This window comes from Streptomyces sp. NPDC058371, assembly GCF_042723265.1.
Taxonomy (GTDB): Bacteria; Actinomycetota; Actinomycetes; order Streptomycetales; family Streptomycetaceae; genus Streptomyces.
In genome coordinates this window covers 356,286-371,032 of record NZ_JBHXJC010000004.1, presented here as the reverse complement: position 1 = coordinate 371,032, position 14,747 = coordinate 356,286, and the positions used below count along the sequence as shown (strand labels likewise).

General features: G+C 72.0%; 8 protein-coding genes. 3 read left to right on the top strand and 5 right to left on the bottom strand.

Annotated features, from left to right (window positions below; all coding sequences use genetic code 11):
* The first annotated feature begins 12 nt into the window (after window positions 1–12).
* Window positions 13–270, top strand: coding sequence for a mycoredoxin (locus tag ACFWM2_RS16385; protein WP_383279234.1), 258 nt, complete (start codon window positions 13–15; stop codon window positions 268–270).
* 40 nt (window positions 271–310) lie between these two features.
* Window positions 311–1,180, top strand: a complete 870-nt coding sequence (locus tag ACFWM2_RS16380) for a phosphotransferase (protein WP_383279790.1) — start codon at window positions 311–313, stop codon at window positions 1,178–1,180.
* 158 nt (window positions 1,181–1,338) lie between these two features.
* Here ACFWM2_RS16380 and nudC read toward each other — a convergent pair whose 3' ends face one another.
* The 5 genes from nudC to ACFWM2_RS16355 form a co-directional block, all read right to left on the bottom strand.
* Entirely contained in the window at window positions 1,339–2,289 is a 951-nt protein-coding gene (nudC, locus tag ACFWM2_RS16375; protein ID WP_383279231.1) for an NAD(+) diphosphatase, read from the bottom strand.
* Between the two features lie 107 nt (window positions 2,290–2,396).
* A complete protein-coding gene (locus ACFWM2_RS16370; protein ID WP_383279228.1) occupies window positions 2,397–3,809 on the bottom strand; it encodes a dipeptidase in 1,413 nt (470 codons plus the stop codon).
* A gap of 10 nt (window positions 3,810–3,819) precedes the next feature.
* The gene (locus ACFWM2_RS16365) at window positions 3,820–7,341 is read right to left on the bottom strand and encodes a UvrD-helicase domain-containing protein (RefSeq protein WP_383279225.1); all 3,522 of its coding nucleotides are present in this window, start codon (window positions 7,339–7,341) and stop codon (window positions 3,820–3,822) included.
* A gap of 124 nt (window positions 7,342–7,465) precedes the next feature.
* Window positions 7,466–11,032, bottom strand: a complete 3,567-nt coding sequence (locus tag ACFWM2_RS16360; RefSeq protein WP_383279222.1) for an ATP-dependent helicase — start codon at window positions 11,030–11,032, stop codon at window positions 7,466–7,468.
* 329 nt (window positions 11,033–11,361) lie between these two features.
* Window positions 11,362–11,727, bottom strand: coding sequence for an MGMT family protein (locus ACFWM2_RS16355; protein WP_383279219.1), 366 nt, complete (start codon window positions 11,725–11,727; stop codon window positions 11,362–11,364).
* Between the two features lie 186 nt (window positions 11,728–11,913).
* Here ACFWM2_RS16355 and ACFWM2_RS16350 point away from each other — a divergent pair, with 186 nt between their 5' ends.
* Window positions 11,914–14,670, top strand: coding sequence for a lysylphosphatidylglycerol synthase domain-containing protein (locus tag ACFWM2_RS16350; protein ID WP_383279217.1), 2,757 nt, complete (start codon window positions 11,914–11,916; stop codon window positions 14,668–14,670).
* The last annotated feature ends 77 nt before the right edge of the window (window positions 14,671–14,747 follow it).

The following is a 14,747-nucleotide window of genomic DNA, read 5'->3' as shown; positions in this document are numbered from 1 at the left end:
AGCACAAAAGACATGCCGGGCACCGTGACGATGTACAGCACCACGTGGTGTGGCTACTGCCGTCGGCTGAAGGGCCAGATGGACCGCGAGGGCATCACCTACAACGAGATCAACATCGAGCACGACCCGGAGTCCGCGGCGTTCGTCGAGAAGGCGAATGGCGGAAACCAGACGGTTCCGACCGTTCAGGTGGTTTCCTCCGACGGTGGTGCTGAGGTCGTGATGACGAACCCGAGCCTTGCCCAGGTGAAGCAGGCGCTCGGCGTCTGACTCACATGACGCACACGACCCCCGACCGGCTTGGCGCCGGATCGGGGGTTTTGTATGCCCAGGCTGTACGAGGCGGCCTGGCGGTAGCGTGATCGACATGACGACCGAGGACGAGGCGGACCGTGAGGCGCTGGTCGGAGGCATGGCGAACGTGGGCGCGGTCTTCCGCCGGGGTGCGTTGGTGGAACGCCCGGCACCGCACAACGCACACGCCCTCCATGCCCACCTCCTCGCGCTGAAGGAGCACGGCTTCGACGCGGCTCCGACTCCTGTGAGTCTGACTGCTGACGGTCGTGAGCAACTGACCTTCATTCCTGGCGACGTGGCTCTGCCACCGTTCCCGCCCTGGGTGCTGACGACAACCGCTCTCGAATCGGTGGGGATCCTGCTGCGCCGCCTGCATGAGGCCGGCGCGACCATCGCGGTCGACACAGACGTCGAGTGGCCCCAGGACCTCGCCGATCCGGAGGGAGGAACGATGTTGTGCCACAACGACGTGTGCCCGGAAAACGTCGTCTTCCGCGACGGTCGTGCCGCCGCCTTGATTGATTTCGACCTGGCGGCTCCGGGACGTCCTCTCTGGGACGTGGCCATGGCCGCCCGCTACTGGGTTCCCATGCTTGATCCGGTATCCGCAGCTGCCCCGTATCCCACCGGATTGGATGCGCCTGCACGGCTGCGGATCCTCGCCGACGGCTACGGCCTCTCGGCGGGAGAGCGCGCCGAATTGCCCGGCGTGATCGAACAGGCCACGGAGATCTGCCGGGCTTTCGTCACCCGCCGCGTGGCTGACGGTGATCCTGTCTACCTCCAAGCGCTGGCCGAGCGTGGCGGATGGGAACGCTGGGACCGCATGCAGGCCTGGCTGACCGACCACCGTGAGACGTTCACGGTCGCGCTGCTGGACTGACGTGCTCGGGCGCTGACCCCCCTCACACCTGCTGAGGACTACCGCGACCACACTGACGCCGGACGCCAAATGTGCGACCTTCCCGTGCTGGAAAGTCCGGCATCTTGACCTTGAAGTGGGGCTGACCTCGGTAGTCCGAGGCCAGCCCCACTTCAGCGTCACAGGGCCGCGCCTCCCGGCCTCGGCAGGGGCTTGCCGTACCAGAGCTCGATCAGGCGGGCCGCGATCGAGATGCCGAACGGGGGCAGCACCTCTCCGGACTCGAAGGCGGTTCGCAGGTCCTCGCGGGAGAACCAGCGTGCTTCCTGGATCTCCTCGCCGTCGACGTTGATCTCCGACGAGGTGGCGCGGGCCATGAAGCCGAGCATCAGGCTGGAGGGGAAGGGCCAGGGCTGGCTGGCGACGTACTCCACCTCTCCGACCGTGACACCCGCCTCCTCGAAGACCTCCCGGCGCACCGACTGCTCGATGGACTCGCCCGGCTCGACGAAGCCGGCGAGCGTGGAGAAGCGGCCTTCGGGCCAGTGCACCTGGCGGCCGAGCAGGATGCGGTCGTGGTCGTCCGTGACCGCCATGATCACTGCCGGGTCGGTGCGCGGGTAGTGCTCGGCTCCGCAGGCCGGGCAGCGGCGGATGTGGCCGGCGGCCGCGATGACCGTGCGCTCCCCGCAGCGCGAGCAGAAGCGGTGCAGTCGCTGCCAGTTCTCCAGGGCGACCGCGTGCACCATCAGGCCCGCGTCGCGCGGCGACAGGAGCAGGCCCGCCTCGCGCAGCCCGGCCGCGCGCGCGGACTGGTCGATACGGCCGGGCAGCGCGTCCTTCTGGAGCGCGAAGTAGCTGACGCCGTCGTCGTCGGTGCCCAGGAAATAGCGGTGGGCTTCGGTGAGGGGGGCCTCGAAGGACGGGGTCATGAGCAGTTCGGTGGTGCCGTCCGCCGTCTCGTCGATGAGGACCTGGCCGCCGGAGACCACGAAGACACGGGTCGAGGGGTGACTCCACGCCGCCGCGAGCCAGGCCTCGTCGAGCCGGTGGTGAGCGGCCCGGTCGATGCCACTCGGGGCGGTGAGCGAGATGGGACGGTCGGCGGTGTGGTCGGTCCAGGTGGTCACGGGTGCTTCCAACTCCCCCGGTGGAACGGTTATTTCGACTGACGGTTCAGCGGGATGTACGGCGGGACGGGTGCGGAGGTCGTTCTTCAGTGCGTGACCGGCCTTCTTCAGTGTGCCTCGCCCCAGGTATCGGCCAGGTCGCCCCACAGGTAGGCGGTAGTCTCGACGCCTTTCAGGAGGAGATCGAGTTCGACCTTCTCGTTCGGGGCGTGCCAGCCGTCCGAGGGGACGGAGATGCCCAGGAACAGCACGGGTGCGCCGAGCACTTCCTGAAGGTCCGCGGCGGGTCCTGAGCCGCCCTCGCGCGTGAAGCGGATCGGCTGCTCGAAGGCACGGCCCATGGCCCGTACGACGGACTGCAGGGCCGGGTGGTCCAGCGGGGTCAGACACGGGCGCGTGGCCGCGCCGAAGGTGATCTCGCAACGGATTCCGGCGGGCAACTGGTCCGCCGCCCAGGCGCGCACCGCCTTCTCGATGTGATCCGGGTCCTGGCCCGCGACCAGCCGGAAGGAGAGCTTGACCAGGGCCGAGGACGGGATGATCGTCTTGCTGCCCGGGCCTTGATAGCCGCCGCCGATGCCGTTGACCTCCGCGGTCGGGCGGGCCCAGATGCGCTCCAGGGTGGTGTGCCCGGCCTCCCCGAACGCCGCGGACGACTTGGCCGTGCGCAGCCACTGCTCCTCGTCGAAGGGCAGCTCCGCGAAGAGCTCGCGCTCACGGTCGGTGAGCTCGGTGATGCCTTCGTAGAAGCCGGGCACCGCCACGCGCGCGTGCTCGTCGTGCAGCGCGGCGACCAGGCGGGCGGCCGCGGTGGCGGGGTTCGGCACCGCGCCGCCGAAGGAGCCCGAGTGGATGTCCTGGGCGGGTCCGCGCAGCTCGATCTCGCACTCGGCGAGACCCCGCATGCCCGTGCACACCGTCGGGGTGTCCTCGGACCACATGCCCGTGTCGGAGACGATCACCGCGTCCGCGGCGAGCCGGTCCGCGTGCTCCTCGACGAGGGCGCGAAAGTGCGGCGAGCCGGACTCCTCCTCACCCTCGATGAGCAGCTTCAGGTTGACCGCCGGGGCGGTGCGCCCGGTGGCGGCGAGGTGGGCGCGCACGCCGAGTGTGTGAAAGAACACCTGGCCCTTGTCGTCTGCCGCCCCGCGCGCGTGGAGGCGGTTCCCCTGAATCACGGGCTCGAAGGGCTCGGAGTCCCAGCCGTCCTCGAGCGCGGCCGGCTGCACGTCGTGATGGCCGTAGACCAGGACGGTGGGTGCCTGCGGGTCGCCCGAGGGCCACTCGGCGAAGACAGCGGGGGCTCCCGGGGTCGCCCAGACCTCGCTGGTCGGGAAGCCGGTCTCCTTGAGCTTGGCGGCCAGCCAGTCGGCGCTGCGCCGTACGTCCGCGGCATGCACGGGCTGGGCCGACACCGAGGGGATTCTCAGCCATTCCACGAGGTCGTCGAGGAAGGCGGCGCGGTGCGTGCCGATGTACGTGCGGACGGTGCTGACAGCGCTGTCAACGGGCTTGCTCATGGTCACGAGCCTAACGGCCCGCACCGACATGCTCGTCCGGCGGTTCCTCCGCGGACTCCTCCGGCGGCTCTTCCAGAAGCAGTCGCTCCAGCGCGGCCCGGTCGGGAAGGCCGGCGGGACGGACGACCTCGCCGCTGCGCACGTACAGGAACGCGGCCTTGACGGACTCCAGGGGCACGCCCTGCTGCTCGGCCCAGGCGAGCCGGTAGACCGCGAGCTGAAGGGGGTCCGCGGTGCGCGTGCGACTCGTCTTCCAGTCGACGATCTCGTACGTCGTGCCGTCGCCGTCGGCCTCCCGGTAGACGGCGTCGATACGGCCGCGTACGACGCGGCCCGCGATGGCGAGCTGGAAGGGGGTCTCCACGCGGTACGGCGTCCGCTGCGCGTACGGGGACCGCTCGAAGGCGTCCTTGAGGGCCTCCAGGTCGCGCTCGTCGGCGATCTCCGCGTCGCTGCCCGGCAGCTCCTCCGGTTCCAGCATGGGCAGCCGCAGCTCCTCGAAGCGGGATTCGACCCAGGCGTGGAAACGGGTGCCGCGGCGGGCCGCCGGCTGGGGCGGGCGGGGCATGGGGCGGGCCAGCTCCTGCGCGAAGCCGTCCGGGTCGGCGGCCAGGCGCATCAGCTGCGACGCGGTGAGCGACGGCGGCAGAGGTACGTCCGTGACGCTCGCGCGGGCACGCAGGAGCTCGCCGGTGAGGGCGTCCAGGTCGCGGTCCCAGGAGGCGATGGTGCGGGCCTCCTCCGGGGTGAGGGGGGCGCGTCCGGTGTCGTGCTCGTCGGGGTGCGGGCGGGCGTCCGGGCCCGGTGCCTGGTGCGGGACCTTCGGGCGTTCCGCCGTCCAGGCTTCCCAGTCCGAGGAGTCCTCTTCGGGGGGCTCGGCGAAGTCGGCGGGCTCGGCGAGGTCGGGGGGCTCGGCCAAGTCACCTTCCCCGTAAGAGGCTTCGTCGTCCTCGGGCGGAGGCGGCCAGTCCGGATCCTCGTGCGAGGACGGGTCGTGCAGCGCCCCGGGGTGGGCGTCCTCGTGGGACGCGACCCGCTCCAGGTAGGTCAGCACGGTCTCCGCGGCCGCGCGGCGCCTGGCCAGGGCCGTGTCGTCCAGCGGCAGCGGCCACGCGTGGTCGGCCGACGCCTCGTGCAGGGCCGGGTTCTCCTCGTCCTCCGCGGGTTCGTCGGCCCAGACCTCGATCTCGCCGTGCCCGGACGCGGAGTGCTCGTACAGGGCGTGCAGGAAGTCGGAGGGCCCTCGCGGTCGCTTCTGGGACGGGCCCCACCAGTGACCTGAGCCGAGCAGCAGGGAGCGGGGCCGGGTGAAGGTGACATAGCCGAGGCGGAGTTCCTCGGTGTGCTGGTGGTCCTTCATGGCCTCGTGGAAGGCCTTCATGCTCCTGGCGTCCCAGGCGGCGATGTCGGGCAGGGTGTCGGCGTCACCGCGCAGCTCGTGCGGCAGGACCTTGCCCTGTGCGGTCCACTTCTCACGGCCCTGAGTGCTGGGGAAGGTCCCGGTGACCAGTCCGGGAACCGCGACGACATCCCACTCCAGGCCCTTGGACTTGTGTGCGGTCAGCACCTTCACGGTGTTCTCGCCGCCCGGCAGCGCGTTGTCGAGGCCCTTCTCGTACTGTGCCGCCGTCCGCAGGAAGCCGAGGAAGGCGAGCAGCGTCGCCTCGCCGTCGCCCGCCGCGAAGGACGCGGCGACGTCAAGGAAGTTGGACAGCGTTTCGCGGCGGCGGGCGGCGAGCGCATGCGGGGACGCCGAGAGCTCGACCTCCAGACCGGTGACGGCGAGCACGCGGTGCAGGACGTCCATCAGGGGGTCGGCCAGCGAGCGGCGCAGGTCGCGCAGTTCGGCGGCGAGCCGCGCGAAGCGCACCCGAGCGTCGGGTGAGAACGGCAGGCCGTCGTCCGCCGCCTCGGCGCCGAGCGGCGTCTCCAGGAACGTGTCGAGAGCGTCCGCGAGCGATATCACCTCGGCCGGGTCGACCCCCTCGACGGCCGCGGCGAGCCGGCGGTCCGGGTCGTCGTCGGCCCCCACGCGCGCGTGGGACACGAGAAGGCGCGCCCGCCTGCCCAGGAGCGCCAGGTCGCGGGGGCCGATCCGCCAGCGCGGACCGGTGAGCAGACGGACGAGGGAGGCATTGGCCCCGGGGTCCTGGAGCACCTCGCAGACGGCGACCAGATCGGCCACTTCGGGGAGGTGCAGCAGTCCGGACAGGCCGACCACCTCGACCGGGATGTCACGGGCGACGAGCGCGCCCTGGATCTCCGCGAAATCGGTCGCCGTGCGGCAGAGCACAGCGATCTCGCCGGGTGCCTTTCCGGTGCGCACGAGGTGGGCGATCGAGTCGGCGAGCCAGTCCATCTCCTCGGCGTGGGTGCGCAGCAGCGCGCAGCGGACCATGCCGTCCCGCTCGGCTCCGGGAGCCGGCCGCAGCGCCTCCACGCCCGCGTGAAGGGCGCGCAGGGGCTCCGCCAGACCGTTGGCGAGGTCGAGGAGGCGGCCGCCGCTACGGCGGTTCTCGCTGAGCGACTGGCGCGTCGCGAGGCGGCCGTCGGCATGCCCGAAGTGCTCGGGGAAGTCGTCGAGGTTGGCGACGGACGCGCCGCGCCATCCGTAGATCGCCTGGCAGGGGTCACCGACGGCGGTCACCGGATGTCCTGTGCCGGCGCCGAACAGCCCGGCGAGCAGGACCCGTTGCGCCACCGAGGTGTCCTGGTACTCGTCGAGCAGGACCACCCGGAACTCGTCCCGCAGGATGGCACCGACCTCCGGGCGCGTGCGGGCCAGGGTCGCCGAGAGGGCGATCTGGTCGCCGAAGTCGAGCAGGTCGCGCTCGCGCTTGGCCGCGCGGTAGCGGCCCACCAGTTCGGCGAGCTCGCGCCGTGCGGCGGCCGCGTCGGGGACCTTGCGGAGGTCGGCGTTGGTGAGCTTGGCGCCCTCCAGGGACCGCAGCAGCTCGCCGTCGTACGCCTGGAGCTCCTCGGGCCGGACCAGGTGCTCGGCGAGCTCGGAGTCGAGCGTGAGGAGGTCGCTGACCAGGTCCGGGAAGGAGCGGGTCAGTGCGGGGTACGGGCCCGGCGCCTCCCGCAGCACGCGCGCGGCGAGCTGGTAGCGGGTGGCGTCGGCGAGCAGACGCGCCGTGGGTTCGAGCCCTATGCGCAGGCCGTGGTCGGTGAGCAGGCGGCCGGCGAAGGCGTGGTAGGTGGAGATCACCGGCTCGCCCGGCGGGTTGTCCGGGTCGATCACGTCGGGGTCGGTGACGCCCGCCTTGATCAGCGCCCTGCGGACCCGCTCGGCGAGTTCTCCGGCGGCCTTGTTGGTGAACGTCAGGCCCAGCACCTGCTCGGGGGCGACCTGTCCGGTGCCGACGAGCCACACCACACGTGCGGCCATCACCGTCGTCTTACCCGATCCGGCTCCGGCCACGATCACCTGCGGCGCGGGCGGTGCGGTGATGCAGGCCGTCTGCTCCGGGGTGAACGGAATGCCGAGGAGCTCCTTGAGCTGCTCGGGGTCGGTGATACGGGCGGGCACGTCAGAGAGGCTAGCGGCGCCCACTGACAGCGGTGACCGCTTCGGCTGTCGCGAGGGAAGAAGCGCTGGTCAGCACACGTGGTGCGGTACGTCACTCAGGCAGCGTCACCCTGGGGCCCGCCGGTCAGTCGATGACCTGCCTGCCCTCGGGCCGCGCGCTGCACGACGCCCGGAACGCGCAGTGCGTGCAGTGCTGTCCCGTCGTCGGCGTGAACCGTTCGTCGAGGACCTTGCCCGCGGCGGTGGCGAGGAGGTCGCCGACCCACTCCCCGGAGAGGGGCTCCTGGGCCTGCACCTTGGGCAGGGTCTCTCCGCCGTTCTTCTGGGCGGCGCCCTGGCGCAGCTGGACGAGCTCCGCGCCGCCGGGTTCGGGGCGTACGCCGTCGAAGGCATCGTCGACGGCACCCTCGGCGACGGCCAGCTGGTAGACGGCGAGCTGGGGGTGACGGGCCACGTCGGCGGCGCTCGGTGCCTGTTTGCCGGTCTTGAAGTCGACCACGTAGGCACGGCCTTCGGCGTCCGTCTCGACGCGGTCCATGGAGCCGCGGATGCGTACTTCGTAGGAGCCCGCTTCGAGGGTCACGTCGAAATCGTGCTCGCTGGCGACCGGGGTGCGGCCGGTGCGGTCCATGACGTGCCACTTGAGGAAGCGTTCGAGCGCCACGCGCGCGTGCTCCTTCTCCTGGGCCGACTTCCAGGGCGCGTCGAAGGCGAGTGCGTTCCACACGGAGTCGAGCCGCTCCATGAGGACGGCGAGGTCGGCGGGGGTGTGCCCGGAGGCGACCTCGTCGGCGAGGACGTGCACGACGTTGCCGAAGCCCTGGGCGGCCGTCGCGGGTGCGTCGGCCTTCACCTCGCGGCCCAGGAACCACTGGAGGGCGCAGGTGTTGGCGAGTTGGTCGAGGGCGCTTCCGGAGAGCACGAGCGGCTGGTCGCGGTTGCGCAGCGGGATCTTGCTCTCGGTCGGCTCGTACATGCCCCACCAGCGGTAGGGGTGCGCCGACGGCACCAAGGGGCGGCCGTCCTCGTCGCCGAGCGCGGCGAGCCGGGCGAGGCGACGGGCCGCGGCCTCCCTGAGGGTGTCCGAGACGCGCGGGTCGACGGTGGTCGCGCGCAGTTCGGCGACCAGGGCGGCGACGGACAGGGGGCGGCGCGGGCGGCCCGTCACGTCCTTGGGCTCGACACCGAGTTCGGTGAGGAAGCGGGAGGGCTGGTCGCCGTCGTCCGCGGGGGCCTTCACCGCGGTGACGACGAGGCGTTCACGCGCGCGCGTGGCGGCCACGTAGAACAAACGGCGCTCTTCGGAGAGGAGCGCTCCGGGCGTGAGGGGTTCGGCCAGACCGTCGCCTCCGATGCGGTCGGCCTCCAGCAGGGAGCCGCGCCGGCGCAGGTCCGGCCACAGTCCCTCCTGGACGCCCGCGACGACCACGAGCCGCCACTCCAGGCCCTTGGAGCGGTGCGCGGTCATCAGGCGTACCGCGTCCGGCCGTACGGCCCGGCCGGTGAGCGTGTCGGCGGCGATGTCCTGGGCGTCGACCTCCTCCAGGAAGTTGAGGGCGCCGCGACCGCCGGTGCGCTCCTCGGCGCGGGCCGCGGTCGCGAACAGCGCGCACACGGCGTCGAGGTCCCGGTCGGCGTTGCGTCCGGCCGCGCCACCGCGCCGGGCGGCCCGCTCCAGACGCCGCGGCCACGGCGTGCCCTCCCACAGGTCCCAGAGCGCCTCCTCGGCCGTCCCGCCGCCCGCGAGGCGCTCCCGCGCCTTGCGCAGCAGCGCACCGAGACGCTGGGCGCCGCGGGCGTACGCCGGGTCGTGCGCGACCAGCCGCTCCGGTTCGGCCAGCGCCCGCGCCAGGAGTTCGTCCGAGGGCGGCGGTACGAGGTTGCCGGCGGCGCGCTCCTCCTCGCGCAGGGCGCGGCCGAGCCTGCGCAGGTCGGCGGCGTCCATGCCGGCGAGGGGGGACGCGAGCAGGGTGAGCGCGGTCTCCGTGTCGAGCCAGCAGGCATCCCGCGCGGGGGGCGCGTCCGTGGCCGTGTCCGCCGCGGGGGCCTCGCCGTCCGGCGCGAAGTCGGACGCCTCGGGGTCTGCGCCGGGCTCCGCCCCTTCGGACGCCTGTACGTCGGACTCCGCCCCGGACACGTCCGCACGAGACACGTCCGCATCAGGCACGCCCGCGTTGGACACGGCTGCCTCCGGTGCCGTCCTGGACGCGCCGGCCTCAGCCGAAACCGAGGCCTCCGCCGCCTCGGAAGCGGCCGTTTCCGACGCGGCTCCGGACGCCTCCGGCCCCGCGGACCCCGCCTCCGCCGTCGCCACCGCCCGCAGCGCCGTCAACAGGGGCGTCACCGCCGGTTCGTGCCGCAGCGGCAGATCATCGCCGTCGATGTCCAGGGGGACCCCCGCCGCCGTCAGGGCGCGGCGGACGGACGGGATGGTGCGGGCGCCGGCGCGGACGAGAACGGCCATGTCGCCCCAGGGGACACCGTCCTCCAGATGGGCCCGACGGAGGATGTCCGCGACGTTGTCCAGCTCCGTGCCCGGCGTCGGGTACGTGTAGACCTCGACGCGCCCGCCGTCCCGTACCGGCGCGAGCCCGCGATGGGCGCGGACCTTCTCCGCGGGGAGACGGGTCAGGGGCATGCGCGCGGTGAGCAGGCGCGTGGCGGTCAGCAGGGCGGCCCCCGAGCGGCGTGACGTCCCCAGGACCTCGACCGGCGCCGAACGGCCGTCCACGCGCGGGAAGGCGTACGGGAAGTCCAGGATTCCGTTCACGTCGGCGCCCCGGAAGGCGTAGATCGACTGGTCGGGGTCGCCGAAGGCCACCAGGGTCCGGCCCCCGCCCGCGAGGGCGTGCAGCAGCCGTACCTGCGCGGGATCGGTGTCCTGGTACTCGTCCACGTAGACGGCGTCGTACTGGACGGCGAGCTGTTCGGCGACGCCCGGACGCCGGGCCAGCAGCACCGCGCGGTGGACGAGTTCCGCGTAGTCGAGCACTCCTTGCATGTCGAGAACGTCCAGGTACTCGGCGAGGAAGGCGGCCGCCGCACGCCAGTCCGGGCGGCCGATGCGGGAGGCGAAGGCGTCCAGCGCGTCGGGGCCCAGACCCAGTTCACGGCTGCGGGCCAGCACCGCGCGGACCTCGTCCGCGAAGCCGCGCGTGGTCAGGCAGGCCCGCAGTTCGTCAGGCCAGCGCACATGCGCGAGGCCGAGCCGCTCCAGGTCGGGCTGGCCCCCGAGCAGCTCACGCACCGCCACGTCCTGCTCGGGACCGGACAGCAGCCGCAGCGGCTCCACGAACAGGTTGCTGTCCTGGTGGGCGCGGACCAGGGCGTAGCAGAACGAGTGGAAGGTGGTCGCCTGCGGGGCACGCGCGGCCCCTATGCGCAGTGCCATGCGGTCACGCAGCTCGACGGCCGCCTTACGGCTGAACGTCAGCACCAGGATCCGCCGGGGGTCCCCTCCGCGGGCGATCCGGGCCGCCACGGACTCGACGAGCGTGGTCGTCTTGCCGGTGCCGGGACCTGCGAGAACGAGCAGCGGGCCGCCCTTGTGGTCAACCACCGAGCGCTGCGCAGCGTCCAGACGAGGGGGGTCCGACCGCGCGGGCGGGGTACGCACCAGTCGGTAAGCGCCACGGGTTCCCTGTCGCACGGAGGGGTGCGACAGGTGCCTGATGGAGGAAGAGGAGCTCACGTGGTTCGCCGGTCCTGGTGGTTGTACGGGATGACACTGCCGGCGCGGAGCGCCGTCGCTGAGGGGCGGTGGTCGGGTGACGGGTGGGCGGACCACCGCGTGCGGAGGGTGGTGGCCACGAGGTGAGGGAGACGCGCGTCGTCGACGCCACGCCGCTGGGCACCGTGGGAGACGGTACGCCCGTGCGCATCACGGAAGGAGGGCTTCCCCTTCTTCCCTCGGGCCACATGCGTCCCTCGCAGCTCGAACGTACGGCATGCCACGGGTGTGCCCGGTTTCCCCCGTACGGGCCACCGGTTCCCCTTTCACCCGCCCGATGCCGGAAGCTGTCAGGTGTGACCCTCCGTGCGCTCGCCCCCGTCCCATCGCGCCCGTCTCATGTCGACGCGCGGCAGATGGCCTTCGGAGGCCCTGCTCGCCTCCTTGAGGGGCGTGCCCTCCGCGCGATAGTGGTTCATGGCCCGCAGTTCGTGACCGGGGAGCAGGACGCCGTCCGCGCGTACGACACGCCACCACGGAACCGCTCCTCCGTAGAGGGCCATCACGCGGCCCACCTGCCGGGGCCCGCCCTCCTCCAGCCACTCGGCGACGTCCCCGTACGTCATGACGCGCCCCGGCGGGATCAGCTCGGCGACCTCAAGGACCCGCTCCGCGTACTCCGGCAGGGCGTCCGCCGGAAGGCTCTCCTCGCTCATCCGACCCATCCTGCCCCACCCCACCGACACTGTGACGCGGCGGCGACGGTGCGTATCCCACGCCCGGCACCAGCCCTTCGCAGAGGCTGTCCGGCCCCCGTATTGCACCCTCATGCCCCCGTGTGTCGGTCGGGCATGCCACCATCGTGCGGGCGGTGACTGGTGATACGAGATCAAGAAGAGACGATGAAACAGCAGGGTGTGCACCCCGAAGACGCGGAGGGCACCTCTGAGGCGTCGTCGCGCCCGGACACCGCCGACGCGGACGACAACGCGGACAAGGGCTCTCCGAACAGCACGGATCAGCGCATGAGCGGACAGGACGGGGACTGCGCCGAGGAGGCGCACAACGACGAGGTCGAGGGCGACGAACCGCTGCTCCCCGCGCGCGTGCACCGTCCCTCGGACCTGATGCGGCTACTGGTCGGCGTCCTCGCGATCGCGGTGCTGCTCGCCATCGCCGCGTTCGCGCACGGCACCACGTCGGGACTCGAACAGGACATCAACAAGGGCACCGGCCAGGCCCCCGATCTGCTGATCAAGATCGCGGGTCTGGCGTCGAGCATCGCGATCCTCCTGGTGCCGGTCGCCTTCGCCATCGAGCGGCTGATCAAGCGGGACGGTCTGCGCATCGCCGACGGCGTGCTCGCCGCGGTCCTCGCGCACGGTGTGACACTCGCCACCGACCTGTGGGTCGCCAAGGCCGCCCCGAGCTCCATCCAGGAAGCGCTCACCCAGCCCTCACCCGGCGACATCCACGCCCTCACCGACCCGGTGCACGGCTATCTCGCGCCCGTCATCGCGTACATGACCGCGGTCGGCATGTCGCGTCGCCCGCGATGGCGCGCGGTGCTGTGGGTGGTGCTGCTCCTCGACGCCTTCTCGATGCTGGTCACCGGCTACACGACACCGTTCTCGATCATCCTGACCGTGCTGATCGGCTGGACGGTCGCCTACGGGACGCTGTACGCCGTCGGCTCCCCCAATGTGCGCCCGACCGGGCGGACGCTGATGGCGGGTCTGCGGCACGTCGGCTTCCGCCCGGTGACCGCGGCCCGCGACGAGGCACCTGACACCACGGAGAACGGCGACCGAGGCCGGCGCTACTTCGTCACCCTGGAGGACGGCCCGCCTCTCGACGTCACCGTCGTCGACCGGGAACAGCAGGCACAGGGGTTCTTCTACCGGGTCTGGCGCCGGCTGACCCTGCGCGGCATCACCACCCGCCGCAGCCTCCAGTCGCTGCGCCAAGCCCTGGAGCAGGAGGCGCTGCTCGCCTACGCGGCCATCGCCGCCGGCGCCAACGCGCCGAAGCTGATCGCGACCTCCGAGCTCGGCCCCGACGCCGTCATGCTCGTCTACGAGCACACAGGCGGCCACACCCTCGACTCACTGCCCGACGACCTGATCACCGACGATCTCCTCAGGGACACCTGGCACCAGGTGCAGGCGCTCCAGTCGCGGCGCATCGCGCATCGCAGGCTCGCCGGCGACGCGATCCTGGTGGATCGTTCCGGCATGGTGATCCTCACTGATCTGCGCGGTGGTGAGATCGCGGCCGGTGACCTGGTGCTGCGTATGGACATCGCCCAGCTGGTCACCAGCCTCGGACTGCGGGTCGGCGCCGAACGAGCGGTCGCCTCGGCCGTCGGCGTGCTGGGCCCCGACGCGGTGGCCGACTGTCTGCCGTTGCTGCAGCCCATCGCGCTGACGCGCTCCACGCGCGCGACGCTGCGGCGACTGGCCCGGGAGCGCGCCCAGCGCGAACGGGACGCGGTCCTGGAGGCCTCCCGGCAGGACAAGCTCGCCCGCGCCGAGGAAGCCCACGCGGACGCCGAGCCCGTACCGGAGAAGTCCGCCAAGAAGGCCGTACGCGCTGAACAGCGGGCCGAGAAGCGTGCCATCGACGATGCCGTGGAGGAAGCCCGGGAGGAGGATCTGCTCACCCAGATCCGTCACCAGGTGCTGCTCATCAGACCCCAGGCGCCGGTCGAGCCGGCCCGGCTGGAGCGGGTCCGGCCGCGCACGCTGATCAGTTTCATCGCCGGCGCCATCGGCGCGTACTTCCTGCTGACGCAGCTCACCCACATCGAGTTCGCGACTGTCTTCGACAGCGCCGAGTGGGGCTGGGTCGCCGCGGCCGTGCTGTTCTCGGCCCTGAGCTACTTCGCGGCGGCGATGAGCCTGCTCGGCTTCGTGCCCGAGCGGGTGCCGTTCCTCAGGGCCGTGGCCGCACAGGTGGCAGGGTCGTTCGTGAAGATCGTGGCGCCCGCCGCCGTCGGCGGTGTCGCCCTCAACACCCGCTTCCTGCAGCGCGCGGGGGTCCGTCCTGGGCTGGCCGTGGCCAGTGTCGGCGCCTCGCAGCTGTTCGGACTCGGCTGCCACATCCTGATGCTGCTGTCGTTCGGCTACTTGACCGGCACCGAGAAAACGCCGTCCCTGTCGCCGTCCCGCACGGTCATCGCGGGTCTGCTGACGGTCGCGGTGCTGGTCCTCGTGGTGACGTCCGTGCCCTTCCTGCGCAAATTCGTCGTCACGCGCGTGAGGTCACTGTTCGCGGGTGTCGTGCCGCGCATGCTCGACGTGCTGCAGCGGCCGCAGAAGCTGATCACCGGCATCGGCGGCATGCTGCTCCTCACCGCCTGCTTCGTGATGTGCCTGGACGCGTCGATCCGGGCCTTCGGCCACGAGGAGACGACCACCCTCAGCCTCGCCAGCGTCGCCGTCGTCTTCCTCGCCGGCAACGCGCTCGGCTCGGCGGCGCCGACCCCCGGCGGTGTGGGCGCCGTCGAGGCCACGCTCACGGTCGGCCTGATCGCCGTCGGCCTCCCCAAGGAGGTCGCGGCACCCGCGGTGCTGCTGTACCGCCTTCTGACGCTGTGGCTGCCGGTGCTTCCGGGGTGGCTGTTCTTCAACCACCTGACGCGCAAGGGCGCGCTCTAGAGGCCGCGAGAGGCCCGCCGGGCAGCAACCGGCAGGCGCCCTCACCCGCACGGCCCGTGCCCCGAGCGTCCCGTCCG

Bases quoted from the DNA above. Each gene is read 5' to 3' on its own strand.
- ACFWM2_RS16385 (WP_383279234.1), top strand. From the start codon at position 13: ATGCCGGGCACCGTGACGATGTACAGCACCACGTGGTGTGGCTACTGC.
- ACFWM2_RS16370 (WP_383279228.1), bottom strand. From the start codon at position 3,809: ATGAGCAAGCCCGTTGACAGCGCTGTCAGCACCGTCCGCACGTACATC.
- ACFWM2_RS16355 (WP_383279219.1), bottom strand. From the start codon at position 11,727: ATGAGCGAGGAGAGCCTTCCGGCGGACGCCCTGCCGGAGTACGCGGAG.
- ACFWM2_RS16350 (WP_383279217.1), top strand. From the start codon at position 11,914: ATGAAACAGCAGGGTGTGCACCCCGAAGACGCGGAGGGCACCTCTGAG.